12 protein-coding genes and 3 tRNA genes are annotated in these 16,400 nt (G+C 63.4%); 4 read left to right on the top strand and 11 right to left on the bottom strand.

Going from position 1 to position 16,400, the window contains the following annotated elements; genetic code table 11:
- Nucleotides 1-19 precede the first annotated feature (19 nt).
- From C8C92_RS03085 to C8C92_RS03055, 7 genes are all read right to left on the bottom strand, one after another.
- A tRNA-Thr gene (locus C8C92_RS03085) sits at nucleotides 20-94 on the bottom strand.
- 43 nt (nucleotides 95-137) lie between these two features.
- A tRNA-Gly gene (locus C8C92_RS03080) sits at nucleotides 138-211 on the bottom strand.
- A gap of 70 nt (nucleotides 212-281) precedes the next feature.
- Nucleotides 282-366 (bottom strand) — tRNA-Tyr (locus C8C92_RS03075).
- Nucleotides 367-599: 233 nt separating this feature from the next.
- A complete protein-coding gene (locus C8C92_RS03070) occupies nucleotides 600-2,246 on the bottom strand; it encodes a tetratricopeptide repeat-containing response regulator (RefSeq protein WP_116742998.1) in 1,647 nt (548 codons plus the stop codon).
- Nucleotides 2,247-2,368: 122 nt separating this feature from the next.
- Nucleotides 2,369-3,964 carry a DUF3369 domain-containing protein gene (locus C8C92_RS03065; RefSeq protein ID WP_099760960.1) on the bottom strand — a complete coding sequence of 532 codons (1,596 nt, stop codon included), beginning with the start codon at nucleotides 3,962-3,964 and terminating at the stop codon, nucleotides 2,369-2,371.
- A 63-nt stretch (nucleotides 3,965-4,027) separates the two neighbouring features.
- Nucleotides 4,028-5,104 carry a J domain-containing protein gene (locus C8C92_RS03060; protein ID WP_116742997.1) on the bottom strand — a complete coding sequence of 359 codons (1,077 nt, stop codon included), beginning with the start codon at nucleotides 5,102-5,104 and terminating at the stop codon, nucleotides 4,028-4,030.
- A gap of 148 nt (nucleotides 5,105-5,252) precedes the next feature.
- On the bottom strand, nucleotides 5,253-6,404 hold the full coding sequence (locus C8C92_RS03055; RefSeq protein ID WP_116745828.1) for an SAM-dependent methyltransferase: 1,152 nt from the start codon (nucleotides 6,402-6,404) through the stop codon (nucleotides 5,253-5,255).
- 74 nt (nucleotides 6,405-6,478) lie between these two features.
- Between C8C92_RS03055 and C8C92_RS03050 the strand changes: the two genes are divergently transcribed.
- The 4 genes from C8C92_RS03050 (at nucleotide 6,479) to pepF (ending at nucleotide 10,736) form a co-directional block, all read left to right on the top strand.
- Nucleotides 6,479-7,267, top strand: a complete 789-nt coding sequence (locus C8C92_RS03050; protein ID WP_116742996.1) for an SDR family oxidoreductase — start codon at nucleotides 6,479-6,481, stop codon at nucleotides 7,265-7,267.
- 53 nt (nucleotides 7,268-7,320) lie between these two features.
- Entirely contained in the window at nucleotides 7,321-7,719 is a 399-nt protein-coding gene (locus C8C92_RS03045; protein WP_099760963.1) for a dihydroneopterin aldolase, read from the top strand.
- Nucleotides 7,720-7,742: 23 nt separating this feature from the next.
- A complete protein-coding gene (gene ttcA, locus C8C92_RS03040) occupies nucleotides 7,743-8,687 on the top strand; it encodes a tRNA 2-thiocytidine(32) synthetase TtcA (protein WP_165829567.1) in 945 nt (314 codons plus the stop codon).
- 180 nt (nucleotides 8,688-8,867) lie between these two features.
- Nucleotides 8,868-10,736, top strand: coding sequence for an oligoendopeptidase F (gene pepF / locus C8C92_RS03035; RefSeq protein ID WP_116742995.1), 1,869 nt, complete (start codon nucleotides 8,868-8,870; stop codon nucleotides 10,734-10,736).
- Between the two features lie 85 nt (nucleotides 10,737-10,821).
- Here pepF and kefC read toward each other — a convergent pair whose 3' ends face one another.
- The 4 genes from kefC to C8C92_RS03015 all read right to left on the bottom strand — a co-directional run bounded on the left by kefC (nucleotide 10,822) and on the right by C8C92_RS03015 (nucleotide 16,330).
- The gene (kefC, locus tag C8C92_RS03030) at nucleotides 10,822-12,636 is read right to left on the bottom strand and encodes a glutathione-regulated potassium-efflux system protein KefC (RefSeq protein ID WP_116742994.1); all 1,815 of its coding nucleotides are present in this window, start codon (nucleotides 12,634-12,636) and stop codon (nucleotides 10,822-10,824) included.
- A gap of 62 nt (nucleotides 12,637-12,698) precedes the next feature.
- Nucleotides 12,699-13,268, bottom strand: coding sequence for a dual specificity protein phosphatase family protein (locus C8C92_RS03025; RefSeq protein WP_116745826.1), 570 nt, complete (start codon nucleotides 13,266-13,268; stop codon nucleotides 12,699-12,701).
- Between the two features lie 13 nt (nucleotides 13,269-13,281).
- Nucleotides 13,282-14,448 carry a glycosyltransferase gene (locus tag C8C92_RS03020; RefSeq protein ID WP_207780964.1) on the bottom strand — a complete coding sequence of 389 codons (1,167 nt, stop codon included), beginning with the start codon at nucleotides 14,446-14,448 and terminating at the stop codon, nucleotides 13,282-13,284.
- An 85-nt stretch (nucleotides 14,449-14,533) separates the two neighbouring features.
- Nucleotides 14,534-16,330, bottom strand: a complete 1,797-nt coding sequence (locus C8C92_RS03015) for a M14 family metallopeptidase (protein WP_116742992.1) — start codon at nucleotides 16,328-16,330, stop codon at nucleotides 14,534-14,536.
- Nucleotides 16,331-16,400 lie beyond the last annotated feature (70 nt).

The following is a 16,400-nucleotide window of genomic DNA, read 5'->3' as shown; positions in this document are numbered from 1 at the left end:
TGCTGCCTGCTGCGAATTCTGGTGCCCTTGACGTGGATCGAACACGTGGCCTCTCCCTTACCAAGGGAGTGCTCTACCACTGAGCTACAAGGGCTGTAATTTGTTGCATGCGATGCATCAAGCATCTGAACGGAAACTGGAGCGGGTGAAGGGAATCGAACCCTCGTCGTAAGCTTGGAAGGCTTCTGCTCTACCATTGAGCTACACCCGCGAGGTATCGTTCACTTTTCTTCACTTACTTGCTATTACTTTGCTACTACCCAGTTTTCCTTGCAAAAACTTGGTGGAGGGGGCTGGATTCGAACCAGCGTACTCATAGAGAACAGATTTACAGTCTGTCGCCTTTAACCACTCGGCCACCCCTCCGCGGGAACCGCAGAGTATGAAGCATCTACTCACAACTGTCAACCTTATTTACTGATGCCTGACTGCTGCATTTGCGTATAAAGAAGAAGTTGGCTGCTTCGGGGCGTGATTATAAGCTCCCGATTTGAGAATGTGCAAGGGTTGGCGCGAAAAAGTCGACTTTTTTTCGCATTTTTTTATCATCCCCGGCTGCAAGCCGCATGTTTCCGTCATTCGCCCCGTATTTATCCCTGTCACCGGGCGTCAGGCGGATGCATCCAGGAGTTGCCAAGGGGCTTATATTTACGCAACAACTGCTGATGCAAGCCCGATAGCACGGGCAATTTGGGGTTGCGTGGGTCCAGACGGCGCACACCGGCAATAAACGTCAGCGCCTGCTGCCCCATGCGCTCATCCCAGCCTTCGTGTTCCAGGCATTTCAGTACCGCCACGGCCGCATTGAACACCACTTGCGGATTGTCGGGCAGGCGCGTGACGGCTTCGCCCATCAGATTGACGGCGCCGCGGAAATCGCCTTCTCCCGCCCTGGCGGCGCCCGCGGCCACCATATCGGCCACTTCCTGGCGGCTTTGCCGCGCCAGCGCCTTGGCCAACTCCTCGCGCCCCGCCAGCTCGAACACGGCCATGGCGCGCGTCATGGCCGCGCTGTCGGGCGCATTGCGCATGACTTCACGCATCACCTCGGCCGCGCCGTCTTCGCGCCCGTGCGCCAGGCAGTGGCGCGCCAGTTCCGTTTTCAGCGTATTCGAGCTGCCCACGCTATGCCGGTTGGCGGCCAGGGCGGTGTCGAGCGATTGCTGCAGGCGTTCGGCGTTGCCCGTATGCGCATGCAGCATGGCGCTGCACAGAGCGCTGCACAGCTCCGCATTCTTTTGTCCGCCCATCGACTTGTCGAGGTCGCGGATCACGGCGCCCACCTGTAGCGGGTCGCCCTTGCGCACCAGGGTCTGCACCAGGCGCACATGGTCTTCCGGGTCGCGGAACTCCGAATACTTGGCCTTGCTGACCACCAGCTTCAGGGCTTTTTCCGCCATCTCGATATCGTCGGCCGCCAGGGCCGCCTCGCCCAGCCGGCGCAAGCGGCGCACGGCATGCGGCGACAGGGCCACCGCCTCGCTCAGGGCAGCCTGCGCCAGTTCCGGCTTGCCTTGCGCCAAGTGCGTGCGCGCCAACCAGTCATACGCGTCGAGAAAACGCTTATTGTTTTCCAGCAACCCTTCCAGCGTACCCTGCGCCGCTGCGTACTCGCCCAGCAGGAATTGCGTCTTGGCCTGCCCCAGGCGCGCCCAGCCGATGGACTTGGCTTGGTACAGGGCTGCGTAGATCGGCTCGGCGTCGGCGGCCTCGCCCAGCAGCAAATGCAATTCCGCGCGCAGGCGCAGGAAATCGGTGGCGTAGCGGGGATACAGGCTGGCGCCCTCGGCGCAGGCGGCAATCGCCGCGCGCTCATTGCCCACATCGATCAGTGCATACACGGGCACGAAGGCATTGCGCTTGTCGAGCGCGCGGCCGATGCGCTCGAGCATGTTCTCAGCGGTGAAGGGCTTGAGGATGTAATCGGTGGGTAGCAGCTCGACGGCGCTGACTACCTTGGCAAAGCTGCCTTCGCCCGTGACCATGAAGAACATGGTCGACGCATGCATCAATTTGTGATGGCGCAAGTCTTCCAGCATCTGCTGGCCATCCTGCCCGCCGTCGAGGTCGTATTCGCACAGGATCAAATCATACGCTTTGCTGCCCAGCATGCGGATCGCCTGGCCCGAGCTGGCCGCGTCATCGATCTTCGCCAGGCCGCACAGGTTGAGCATATTGTGCAGGCTGGCGCGCATGCCCGGATGCGGCTCGATGATCAGTGCGCTGAGGCCCTTGAGTTCTTTCATGTCGTAATGTCCGAAAACTCCGCGGCGCGCCACACTGGTGCGTGGCGCCAGCCAGCATGAGGCAGCCGAGTATATGACGGCGCCGCGCGCAAGGGAATGGTGTGCTGCCGAAAAACGCCAACTCAGGTGGTGGCGCGCTCCGGATGCCACAGTTGCGGCTCGTGGTCGATCAGATCCAGCAGCGCCGTCACCACTTCCGGATCGAACTGGCTGCCGCTGCGCTGTTCGATGTATTCGCGCACCTGCGGATACGGCCACGGCTCCTTGTAGGGCCGCTCGTGCAGCAAGGCATCGAAGACATCGACCACGGCAACGATGCGCGCGGCCACGGGAATATCGCGTCCCACAAGGCCATTCGGGTAGCCGGCACCATCGAAGTGTTCGTGGTGGCCGCCGGCGATCTGCGCGCCATACGTGAGGTAGCTGACGCCGTCGACCATGTTGGCGGCCCGCTCGAGGATGGTGCGCCCGACGCTGGCATGCAGCTGCATTTGTGTGCGTTCCTCGTCCGTATGCTTGCCCGGCTTGAGCAGCACGGCGTCCGGCGTGGCCACCTTGCCCACGTCGTGCAAGATGCTGGCCAGGCCGATCATGTCGAGCAACTGCGGCGTCAGCTCATCCGGGTACACGGCGCGCTGCTGCATGCGCCGCGCGATCGCCTCGGACAGCAGCTGCACGCGCCGCACATGGCCGCCCGTGTCGCTGTCGCGAAACTCGGCCAGGTCGGCCAGCGCCACCACGGTCGCTTCCTGCGCCTTGCGCAGCTGGCCGAACATGTACAGGTTGTCGAAGGCGGCGGCGATGCGCTGGCAAAATACTTCCAGCAAGTCGCGCTGGATCTGCGCCAGCGGCCACGGCGGCGTGACGGAGATGGCCAGCTCGCGGTTGCCTTCCGTGTGGATGAACAGCACATTGGCCGGATGCTCGAACTGGCTGCGCTTTTCCGCAAACGCCTTGGCGATGGTGGCGGTGAGCGCATGCTCGGCCGGCATGGCTTCCGACTCGGCCAGCATGGCATAGGTGCCCGTGGCGGCGACCACCTCGGGCCGCCCGGCGCCGCCCTGCATCAGACACAGCACGCCGTCGGCCCCCACGTCGAGGATGGCGCTGACCTGGTTGAGCACGCCGGAAGCGAATTCGCGCAGCGAATGGATCTGGTACAGATTGGTGGCGCCGGCGAGGATCTTGCCCAGGCCGATGCGGCTGCGCTCGAGCATCATCAGGCTCTCGTAGGCACGCAGGGCCGAGATGACGGTGGTAAACAGCTTCTGCGTCGTCAGTTCCGTCTTGGCCTTGTAATCGTTGATGTCGTATTCGATGATGACGCGCTGCTCGGGCGCCTGGCCCGGCTGGCCGGTGCGCAGCACGACGCGCACGATGGCGTTGTTCAGGTCGGCGCGGATGCGCTTGGCGAGGATCAGGCCGGCATCATCCGTTTCCATCACCACGTCGAGCAGCACCAGCGCGATATCGGGCGTGTCGCGCAAGATGTCATACGCTTCGCGGCCGCTGTAGGCGGAGAACAGCTCCAGTTCGCGGCCCTTGAAACTGACATTGCGCAGCGCCAGCCGCGTGACCGCATGCACATCGACATCATCATCGACGATCAGGACACGCCACAGGCGCTGGTCGGGCGCGGCCAGCCCGGCAGGACTGGCCACCGGCTCATCTTCGTCGAGCAGCCAGTTATCATCTGCATCGGCTGTGAGGTCGGTCATGAATACTCCTAATGGATAAGGTCGATGTGGACGCTGCGTTGACGCATATCAAGCATAATCAGATTAGATGCTGCTTACAACAGGATTCTTCGCGCTCTCTTCGCCAACGGCCGGCGCCGGCGCCGATGCACCGCCACGCGTGCTGCCGCCACAATGGTCCTGGCCCGGCCCGACTGCCTGGTAGCGCACTTCATACTTGCCAGCGCTGAGCTGTTCCACCAGCAGTTTGTCGTTCGCGAGGATGTACAGATAGCGCACGTTCGAGCGCCGCTCCGTGTCATACAGTTTGACGAACATGGGCGCGGCATTGTGGCTGTTGTCGATGCTGATGACCAGGTCTTCGCCCTTGTTGCCGATCAGGAATCCATCGACATAGCCGGAATGCGTCGGCCAGGGCTCGCCATTCGGCGCCACCAGCGCTGCCGACTCGGCCTTGCCTGTGCCATCGCAGGCGGGCTGGATGGCTTTCAAGCTCAGCTGGGAAACGGCCAGCACGCGGATCTCGGGCGTCTTCGCTTCCGGGGGTTCCGGTGCATACGGCTTGCCCACGGCCCAGCTGTCGACTGCCACGGCCTCGCCTTTCGATGACGGCGGCGCGGCGCTGGCCGCTGGCGCATGGGGCGAGGCGCCATCGCGGGCCAGCCCGCTCCAGGCCGTTGCCAGCGCGGCCGGTACGGGCTGGGAGGTATCGAGCATCAGCAAGGCACCCAACCAGCCCAGCAACAGGCAGACAAGCAGACTCAGCCACCAGCGCCAGTTGCGCCAGACGGGCTGCAGGCCCCGCCGTGCCTTGCCCTTCGGCGGCGGCACATCTTGCGCCCAGGCGTGCTCATGCGACTGGGCATGGCCTTTCGCGCGGCCATCGCGGCCCTTGCCTTCTTCGTGATGGGTGCTTTCCAGCCATTCGATTTCCCACTCCTCGGCAGCGATCCACTCGTCGTGTTCCCTGCGGCGTTGCGGATCGGACAAGGTGCCATAGGCGCTGTTGAGGATCGCCATGATGCGGGCGGCCTTTTCGTCGCCGGGATTCTTGTCCGGGTGGTATTTCTGGCTGAGGGCTTTGTACGCGGCACGTATGACTTCCTGCGGCGCCAGGCGCGCCACCTTCAGGTTGTCATAGTGTGTATGTATCTTTCCCATCGTTCTATCTTGAAATCGGTGCGCGGCGACGGGTTCTTGCAGGATGGAACCGTGCTGTGTCGGTCATCATAAACGATATGACAAGATAATAACCACCGGCGGACAGGAAATTACAGGGCGACACTACCCTGCCTTGATATTGCAGCGCTTACAGGCGATGACTGCGGTCAGCGGACAACAGGGCTTCCGGCAACTCCACACGGTGCCCCACCGCCAGCACCTTGAACAATTCCCCCATCTCGGCCGGCGAGACCAGCTTGTGCACGGCGCTGGCCTGCGGCAAGTATGTTTTGACCTGTTCAGGATCGGTGCGCAGCAGCAAGTCGCCAATGCCAGCGCCCAGCAGGAAGGATGCCTGGTTCATGTACGCGAGCACATCGAGGCCAGCGTCCTGCGCCGCCACCGCCATGGCCGTGAAGTCGACATGGGCCGTGATGTCTTGCAAGCCGGGCAGATAAAACGGTTCCGCATGGGCGTGGTGGCGGTAATGGCACATCAGGGTGCCCGTGGCGCGCAAGTCCAGGTAATACTCGTGCGCCGGAAAGCCATAGTCGAACAGCACGGCAGCGCCGCCCTTGCCATTGGTCAGCATGCGCGCCAGCGAACGCATGAAGCCGCAGGCCACGCCGTGGATTTCGCTGACATAGCCGACCGGCAAGGCATCGGCCTCGGGCACCTGGGCGGCGATCTGCGCGGCCACGTCGGCACCGGCCGGGCGTTCGACAAACACGAACTGGCCATCGGCGATGCTGACATCGAGTTCGCACCAGCCGGCGGGGGTCTTGCTGATCAGGTTGACGGGCATGGCGTCCAGCACTTCATTGCCGAACACGGCGCCCTCGAAACTGTCGGGAAAACCGTCGAACCACACCACTTGCGGAAAGGCGGCCAGCGCCAGCTCCTGGCGCGCGCGCAATTCGCCGGATAATTCGACGATCGCATACTGTTCCACATGGATGCCGGCGCTGGCCGCTTCCGTCAGGATGTCGCAGGCCAGCTTGCCCGTGCCGGCGCCGAATTCGAGGATGCGCGGGGCCGTTTGCGCCATAATAGCGGCTGCCACATGGGCCAGGGTGGCGCCGAACAGGGGAGAGATCTCCGGCGCGGTTGTAAAATCGCCATCTTTCCCCAGCTTGGCGGCGCCGCCGCTGTAATAGCCGAGGTCAGGCGCATACAGCGCCAGCTCCATGAAGCGGGCAAAGGGAATGGCGCCATCATTGCGCGCGATTTCGGCGGCAATCTGGTGCTGCAAGGCATGGGACGCGGCCAGCGCGTCGCTATCGGGTACGGGAAGAGACATACCCGCATTGTAGCGAATCGACGGCGCATGCCGCCAGTGTGGCATCCACCGAATATCTCAACCATAGCAAAGACATGACAGAAGCAACGACAACGCCATTCGACAGCACTCCCCGCGTCGCCCTCGTCACAGGCGCGGCGCGCCGCATCGGCCGCGCCATCGCGCTGGGCCTGGCGCGCGACGGCTGGGATATCGCCGTCCATTATCGCCACTCGCGCGAGGAAGCCCTCAGCCTGGTGGCGGAAATCGCCGCGCTGGGCCGCCGCGCGCAAGCGTTCCCCTGCGACCTGGCGCAGGAAGACGCCGTGCGCCAGCTATTGCCGCAGGCGCAGGCGGCCCTGGGGCCGGTTACTTGCGTGGTCAACAACGCATCGTTGTTTGAATACGACAATGCGGGCGATTTTTCCGTCGCTGCGCTCGACGCCCACATGCACGCCAACCTGGCCGCCCCCATCCTGCTGGCGCAGGCACTGTACCAGGCCACCCCGGCAGGCGAGCAAGCCGTGGTCATCAACTTGCTCGATCAAAAACTGTACAATCTCAATCCTGATTTTTTGTCGTACACCCTGTCCAAGGCGGCGCTGCTGTCGGCGACCACCATGCTGGCCCAGGCGCTGGCGCCAAAAGTGCGCGTGGTGGGCATTGCCCCCGGCATCACCATGGTCTCCGGCGAGCAGACGGCAGCGAACTTTGCCAAGGCGCATGAAAACACGCCGCTGGGACGCTCCAGCACGCCCGAGGATGTGGCCGACTGCGTCTGTTACGTGGCCGGCGCGCGCGCGCTGACGGGCACGACCCTGCTGGTCGATGGCGGCCAGCATTTGATCGGTTTGCCGCGCGACGTCATGTTTTTGACCAAATAATCAGCAGCAATACCAAACAACCAGCATTCCAGCATCCCCTAAAAGGTAAAACTATGTCGTCCGCCCTGTACCACCCTCGCCTGGCCGATTGCCGCCGCCTGTTCCTGCGCAATTACGAAATCCTCATCAACATCGGCGTCTACGACTTCGAGAAAAAGGGCGAGCAGCGCGTCCTCATCAACGTAGACCTGTACATTCCCCTGGCCCTGTCGACGCCCAAGGATGACCAACTGGAAGAAGTGGTCGACTACGACTTCATGCGCGAAACCATCGCCAAGCGCATGGCGCAAGGCCACGTGCAGCTGCAGGAAAGCCTGGTCGACGACGTGCTCGCCGCCATGCTGGCGCACCCGCGCGTGCGCGCCGCGCGCGTGTCGAGCATGAAACCGGACGTGTATCCCGACTGCGAAGGCGTGGGCGTGGAAGTATTCAAGATCAAGGATGAAGCATGAACAACATGAGCAATGCCGCAGTGATGGAACCGACGACCACGGCCGTGGAATTCCCGGCCAATGTGGAAGCGCAGAAACTGGCGCGCAAGAAGGCGGAAAAGATCGCCCTGGAAAACAACAAGCTGCACAAACGCTTGTGCCGCCTGGTGGGGCAAGCCATCGGCGACTTCAATATGATCGAAGACGGCGACAAGGTGATGGTGTGCCTGTCCGGCGGCAAGGATAGCTACGCGCTGCTGGACATCCTGATGACCTTGCGCGAACGCGCGCCGATTCATTTTGATATCGTCGCCGTCAACCTCGACCAGAAGCAGCCGAATTTTCCGCCGGAAATCTTGCCCGCCTATCTGACGGAACTGGGCGTGGCCTTCCACATCGAAAACCAGGATACCTACAGCATCGTCAAGCGCCTGATCCCGGAAGGCAAGACCACCTGCTCGCTGTGCTCGCGCCTGCGCCGCGGCATCCTGTACCGCGTGGCCGACGAGCTGGGCGCCAACAAGATCGCCCTGGGCCACCATCGCGATGACATCCTGGAAACGTTCTTCCTGAATATGTTCTTCGGTGGAAAACTGAAGGGCATGCCGGCCAAGCTGCAATCGGACGACGGCAAGCACATCGTCATCCGCCCGATGGCGTACGTGAAGGAAGAAGACACGCAGCGCTATGCGGAAGTCAAAGGCTTCCCCATCATCCCATGCGACCTGTGCGGTTCGCAGGAAAACCTGCAGCGCAAGCAGATCAAGGGCCTGATGCGCGAATGGGACAAGAAATTCCCCGGCCGCGTGGAAAGCATCTTCTCGGCGCTGTCGAACGTGGCGCCGTCGCACCTGATGGACCCGAAACTGTTCGGCTTCAAGGACTTGAAGGCCGATGGCGTGGCCAGTCCCATGGGCGACATCGCCTTCGACGAAGAGCCGTGCTCGACGCCGACCACGTTCGGCACGATCCCGCTGCAAGCGCTGTAAGCCGCTGTTGTAAGCCCGTGTTGTTTTCGCCGCCACCGCCCAGGTGGCGGCATCCCTCCTCTTTCCCCCTGCGTCCATTTGATGTACCGTAGTCAGCTCTGCCGGTACGCGATGTGTCACGCGCGCATTCCTGCCCGGCGGTCAGCACGCATTCTTCCGACAACCTCACTGGAATGAACCATGACGCCATCCGCGCTCAAGCGCCCCCTGCTGTTCTCCCTGCTGGCCCTTGGCCTCGCCGCCTCTGCCGCTCCTACCGACCGCCAGGCCGACCGCTGGGACCTGACGGCGCTGTATCAAAACGATGCCGCCTTCGATGCCGATGCGAAAAAGCTGTCGGCCCAGCTGCAGCAACTGGGCGCCTGCAAGGGGCAGTTGAAAGCCTCGCCGGCCCGCCTGAAAAGCTGCCTGGACCTGGTCGCCGAGGCGCGCAAACGCGTCAACACGCTGACCACCTATGCGGCGCAGTACTACGACCAGGACACGGGCGACAGCAAGGGTAACCAGCTGAACCAGCGCGCCGCCCTGCTGGGCAACGACTTCACCCAGGCGACGACCTTTTTGCAGCCGGAAATCCTCGCCCTGGGCGCCAAACGCATCGATGCCATGCTGGCCAAGGACAAGGGCTTGCAGCTGTACCGTTTTCAATTGAGTAACATGCTGCGCAGCGCGCCGCACACGCTCGACGCGGCCGGCGAACAGCTGGTGGCGCAGTTCGGCCTGGCGACAAGCTCGGCCGCCAGCGTCTACCGCACCCTGGCCAATGCGGAAATCGCGTGGCCGACCGTCCAATTATCGGACGGCACGCAAGTACGGCTCGACCAGGCGGCGTACACCAAATACCGCGGCGACGACCGGCGCGCCGACCGCAAGCTGGTGTTCGACGCCTTCTTCGGCAAATGGAAAGAGTATGAACGCACGTTCGGCGAAACCCTGTACGGCCAGCTCAAAACAGATGCCGCGTATGCGAAGGTGCGCCGCTATGCCGACTCGCAAAGCGCCGCGCTGGACGCCGACCATTTGCCGCCGGCCGTCTACCAGACCCTGATCGCGCAAACCAATGCCAACCTGCCCACTTTGCACCGCTACTTCAAGCTGCGCGCGCGCATGCTGGGCGTCAAGGACCTCGCTTACTACGACATCTATGCGCCGCTGCTGAAAAGCGAGCGCACGTTCCCGCTAGCCGAGGGCAAGCAGATGATGCTAGCCTCCGCCGCGCCGCTGGGTCCCGACTACGTCAAGGCGCTCACCGCCGCCGTGGAGGCGCGCTGGATGGATGTGTACCCGCGCCCGCGCAAGGTGGCGGGCGCCTACATGAATGGCGACGCGTATGACGTCCACCCGTTCGTGCTGCTCAACTACACGGACAATTACGAAGCCGTCAGCACCCTGACGCACGAATGGGGCCACGCCATGCACTCGGTGATGGCCAACAAGGCGCAGCCATCGATCTATGCGCCGTACAGCATCTTTGTCGCGGAAATCGCCTCGACGACGAACGAAGCGCTGCTGCTCGACGCGCGCCTGAAACAGGCCAGGGATGACGACGAGCGCCTGCTGTACCTGGGTGCGGCGCTGGAAAACCTGCGCGGCACCTTCTTCCGCCAGGCCATGTTTGCCGAATTCGAAGCGGCCATCCACGGCAAGGTGGATCAAGGAGAATCGCTGACGGGCGAAGAGATCACGGCCATCTATGCCGGCATCCTCAAGCGCTACCACGGCGAAGCGCAGGGCGTCATGACCATCGACCCCGCCTACGCGCTGGAATGGGCGTATGTGCCGCATTTCTATCACGGCTTCTACGTGTTCCAGTACGCCACCTCGATCGCCGCGGCGCAGGATTTCGCGCAGCGCATCCTCGACAAGGAACCGGGCGCGCTGGCCGCCTACCTGAAAATGCTCAGCGCGGGCGGCTCGGCCTACCCGTATGAGCTGGTGAAGGCGGCCGGCGTCGACCTGGCCTCGCCGAAACCGTACCAGGCACTGGTGGTGCGCATGAACGGCATCATGGACCAGATCGAGGCGATTGAAGCGAAGCGGGGGAAATAAGCCGTAGGTCGGCTTAGCGCAAAGCGCGTAAGCCGACACCACCACGTTCAGCGCCAACAATGTTGTCGGATTACGCGCTTGCGCGCTAATCCGACCTACCATTCTCTACTTCCGCGGCCGCAAACGCCGCCGCATCGCTCTCGAACATGTCTTCCAGCTCTTCGCGCGCCTGGCGCGTGAGGGACATGACTTTTTGCTGGTCCTGGAAGTGCGGCGCCACTTCCAGCAGGGTCTTGAGGTTATGCGCACGGAAGATGCCGGCCGCGCGCTGCGCGCGTTCCGCGCTGAAGCCCACCTGCTGCAAGGTCTGCTCGCCCAGCAGCAGGGCTGCGGCAAAGGTTTCGCGCTCGATGATGCTCACGCCGCGCTTCATCAATTCATAGTAATGCGTGACGTTGCGCGCGCGCGCCAGGATCGTCAGTTCGGGCAGGCGCAGGCGCACGGCGTCGACCAGGGCCAGGCTGTCGTCCACATTGTCGATGGCGATCACCAGCGCCCTCGCCTTCTCGATGCCGGCCGCCACCAATAAATCCACGCGCGTGGCGTCGCCATAAAATACCTTGAAGCCGAACTTGCGCAGCAGCTCGATCTGGTCCGGGTCGTGGTCAAGCACCGTCACGCCGATTTTATTGGCCGCCAGCAGGCGGCCGATGATCTGGCCGAAACGGCCAAAGCCGGCGATGACGATGGGGTTGTCCTGCGCCTCGATATGGTCGTCGGGACGGCGCTTCTTCTCGCCTTGCAGGCGCGGCGCGACGAACTTGTCATGCGCCAGCAGCAGCAAGGGCGTGGCCACCATCGACAGGGTCACCACCACGACCAGCAGCGCGGCCGTCTGCGGCGCAAACACGTGCGCGGCTTCGGCGGCGGCAAACACGACGAAGGCGAATTCGCCCCCTTGCGACAGCAGCAGCGCAAAGAACAGCTGCTGGCCGCGGGGAATGTCGACAAACTTCGACAACATATATAGTAAGGCGATTTTCACCGCCAGCAGGCCCGCCACCAGGGCCAGGATCAGCAAGGGCTGGGCGCGCAGCACACCAAAATCGACGGACATGCCCACGGCGATGAAAAACAGGCCCAATAACAGCCCCTTGAACGGCTCCAGGTCGGAAATGAGCTCATGGCGGTATTCGGAATCGGCCAGCAGCACGCCCGCCATGAAGGTGCCCAGTGCCATCGACAGGCCCACCGATTCCATCAGCACGCAGATGGCGATCACCAGCAGCAGGGCAAACGCCGTGAAGATTTCGCGCAAGTCCGTCTTGGCGATGAAGCGCAGGATGGGGTTGACGAGGAAGCGCCCGCCGATCACCAGCGCCGCCAGCACGGCGGCCAGCTTGGCCACGCGCAGCCAGCCCGGCTCACCGCTGTGCGTGACCAGGCCACCGAGCAGCGGCACCAGCGCGATCATGGGAATGGCGGCGATATCCTGGAACAGCAAGATGGAAAAGCCGGCGGAACCGGCCGGCGTGCTCATCAATTTTCGTTCGCCCAGGGTGGCCAGCACGATGGCCGTCGACGACAGCGACAGTCCCAGCGCACCGACCAGCGCCGTGCGCCAGTCCACGCCAAAGGCCATGGCCACGGCGCACAGCCCCGCGCTGACCACACCCACCTGTGCCCCGCCCCAGCCGAAAATCGGGCGGCGCAACAGCCACAAACGCTTCGGCTCGAGCTCCAGGCCGATCAAAAACAGCAGCAGCACCACGCCGAATTCGGAAAAGCTGAGGATCACCTCGACATTCTTGATCAGGCCCAGGCCCCACGGACCGATGACGACGCCGGCCACCAGGTAGCCCAGCACGGCGCCCATGCCCAGGCGCTTGGCCAGCGGCACCATGATGATAGCCGCCACCAGGTAAAACAGTATGTTAATGAGAAAGCTGTGGTGTTCCATGCGGATTCCGGAAAAACGTGATTGGAATCGCAATCATGCCTGAAGTGGCGCGCCGGCGGGGGTCAAGGCTGCGGAGAGTCGATGCGCGCGCGCAGTTCGTCGAGATTCACGCGCGACAGATAGCGTTCGATGTTTTTCCACACGGCGTGGTAGCCGTAACCGCCATTTTTCAGCTCATCGATCGCCTTCTCGCGCGGCCAGCCCTGGTACAGCATGCGATACATGGCGGCCATCATGCCCGTGCGGTCGGCGCCGTGCAGGCAGTGCAGCAGCACGGGCCCATCCTGCCCGGCGGCGCGGATGGCACGCATGGTCTCTATCACATGCCGGTCGCCGATGGCCCAGGTATTGATGGGAATGCGGATGGCGCGGATGCCGCTGCCATCGAGCACTTGCGTATCGGAGTGGAAGGAGCGCAGGCTGATCACGGTCTTCACACCCAGCGCCTGCAGCTGGGCCACGTCGGCACTGTCAAGCATGGCGCTGCGGTACAGGACGGGCGTGATCTGGTACAGGTTCGACACCTGCGGCAGCGGCGCCGCCCAGTCCGGATGACGTGGCGGCGATGGTTGTGCCCCGGCCGGCGCGGCGGCCAGCCCCAGGGCGAGGGTCAGTAGTACTGCATGCAACATCATGGCTTCCTTGTTATTGAAGAACGGCGCCAGCGCGGCCATCGTCCAGCACCAGCGCCAGCACGTCCAAAGCGGCGCGCGGGCGGCCCAGGGCCAGCGCCTTTGCGCGCATCGCTTGCAACTGTTCAGGGTGCTCAAGCAACAGGCGCACCCGGTATTCCAGGGTCACGCCATCGAACGCTTTCAATGCCACGCCCTGCTCCAGAAGATAGTCGGCATTGCGCTCTTCCTGGCCGGGAATCGGCGCGTTGACAATCATGGGCAAGCCCAGCGCCAGGCATTCCGAGGTGGTCAGCCCGCCCGGCTTGGTGATCACCAGGTCGGCGCACGCCATCAGGCGCTCCACTTCGCTGGTAAAGCCTTGCGCCAGCAGGCGGCCAGGATACTGGCCGGCCAGGTCCTGCAGCGCCGCCAGCGCGGCGGCGTTTTTCCCCGCCAGCACGATCAGCTGGAAATCGCCTGGTAGCGCCAGCAGGCGCGCGGCGACGGTATCGAGGCTGCCCAGCCCTGCCCCGCCGCCCATCAACAGTATCGTCGTGCGCTGCGGATCGAGGCCGAATGCCTGCGCGCACTGCACGCGCTCAGGCACCTGCGCAAACGCGGGCATGATGGGGATGCCCGTCACGTGGATGCGCTCGGCGGGGATGCCTTCGTGGCGCATGCGGAACGCCACCTCGTCGGTGGCAGCAAAATAACCGTGCATCCGTTCGTGCACCCACATGCGGTGCAAATCGAAGTCGGTGACCTGTACCCACACGGGGCAGGCCAGCTGTTCCTGGCGCAGCGCGCGCGACAACAGTTCGGCCGGCAAGAAATGCGTGCAGATGATGGCGTCGGGCTGGAAGGCGGCGATCTGCGCCATCAGGGCGCGCGTGTTGAGGCGTTCGATGCCACGGCGCAAACGCTGCATCGAGCTGTCGCGCGGCGCATCGTGGGTGGCGTGATACAGATAGCCCCACAGCGCGGGCGCCTTGTTGACCAGCTTGATGTAAAAATCCGTGTACAGCTTGCGGAACGCGGGCGTGACGAAATCCATCACATCGAGGTGGCTGGCGATGGCGGCACTCCCCTCGCCGTCATCCTGCGTGGCATACGCCTCGATGGCTTGCGCCGCGCGCAGATGGCCGGCGCCGGCCGAGACGCTCAACAGGAGAATTCTTTTCTGCTTTTTTTCTGTCATGGGAAACCGATACATGGAACAGGTGGGCGCTGACGCGGAGGATAGAAAGAATAGCATTTCCGCGTCACGCTCATCATGAGCCTTGTCAATCCATGAAACTGGCGGGCGCCACGTCGACGCGCATGACCGGGTACAGGTTCAAGCGCTCATCCCACGAGGCGTGGCGGCGGGCGAAAAACTCCAGGCGCGCATGCGGATTCTTGGCAAACGCGGGTTCGTCGGCCAGCTTCTGCCGGAATTGCGCCGCCAGCGCCGGGTCGGCCGCCAGCTGCGCGCGCGCCACATCCTCGGCCACATAGTCCTCCATGTATTCCTTGCGCTCGAACGCCGTGTTGAAGCTGCCCCAGGCCAGCAGCGAGTCGGGTGCGCGCGGCTCGAGCAGCGCCATCACCATGCGCGCCTTCGGCTGGTTGACGGGCACGTACAGCACGCCCGCATCGACCAGGCGCTCTTCCTTCTGCCATTCGCCCTGTACCGCCGCCGTCTGGCGTCCTTCGAACGACTGCGCGCCAAACTTCACCTGCGTGGCGCGGAAGATTTCCACCTTCTGCCTGGCGACGATACTGCGCATTTCCTGGTAGACGATGCCGTGCTGGCGCAGTTTGGCGCCCACCATGGCCGCCTGCGCGCGTGGCACCAGGTAGCCGGCCTTCGGCGCGGCCACCTGCAGGTCGGGCACGATCTCGTCGCGCAGCGGCACGTGCCAGATTTGCGGCGTCTTTTCGTCATAGCGCGTCATCAGCGCGCCCGACACGTCGGACGGCGTGCGCGTATAGGCATAACCGCGAAACGCGATCATGCGGCTTTTCTCCGTGGTCCTGTAGCTGAGGGGTAGCACACTGCCGGCCAGCTGCGTCGCGCGCAGGTCCGCTTCCATGGCGGTTTGTCGCCATGCTGCGCCGTGCTGCGCCATCTGCGACAGCAGGGAAACGATGGTGTTGCGCGTGATGCGCACGCGGGTCGCGTAGTCCTTCCACGAATGGGTTTCCACCAGCACGCCGAAACGGTTACGCAACAGGAAATAGCCGTGCGAAAAGCGCGGGTTCGGCGTCGAATCGACAAAACCCGACTGCGGATTGTCTTCTTCTGCAAACGACATGTAGAACGGCTTCGGATCGGAACCCTGCTTTGCCAGGTCGGCCAGCACGCCGTCGCGCAGCGCCGTTCCCGCCACGCGCAAGGCCGCATCGCCCGCATGCACGGGTTCGACCTGGATCGAGATATCGGGTTCGAACTGCGCGCCATCGGTGACGTGCAAGTCGACATACGCCAGCGGATCCCAGGCGTTCACCAGCGCCAGCATGTGCTGCATCTCGGGCGTATCGGCCTTCATGTATTCGCGGTTCAGATTGTAGTTTTGCGCCGTGCTGCGCCAGCCCATTTCCACGGGACCGCGCTGGTTCGGCCGGTTCCACTGGCCGAAGCGCTCATGGCCGTCGACATTGAAGACCGGCACGAACAGCAGCACCTGCTTGTCCAGCGCGCCAGGCGCTGCCTTGCCTTCCAATACTTCGCGCAGGGCCAGGAAACCCGCGTCCTTGCCGTCGATTTCCCCCGCATGGATGCCGCCCTGTACCAGCAGCACCGGTATCTTGCGCAGCTTGGCCACGTCCGGCGTCAGCGCGCCCGTGTTGGAAACGGCCAGCGCCAGCATGGGGCGGTTTTCCGGCGTGCGGCCAAATTCGAAGCAGCGCACCTGTTTCGGATGGTGCTCCTCGAAGCGCCGGCACAAGGCTTCCACTTCCTCATAGCGGCCCGTATTCTTGAAACCCGAGTACTCGGCCGCCGTTTTCAGGGAAAACTGCCGCATATCGCGCGCGGCATGCGCGTTGACGGCAAACAGGGACAACATGGCGGCGGACAGCAGGGCGTGGCGTAGCATCAGGCGAGCTCCATCAAGGGGGACAAGCGGGCAATTATAGAGGCGCGGTCAGGTAAAAGCACCGTGAAAA

This window comes from Janthinobacterium sp. 78 (genome assembly GCF_003096775.1).
Lineage (GTDB): Bacteria > Pseudomonadota > Gammaproteobacteria > Burkholderiales > Burkholderiaceae_D > Janthinobacterium > Janthinobacterium tructae.
This window is presented reverse-complemented; position numbering and strand designations above follow the sequence as displayed.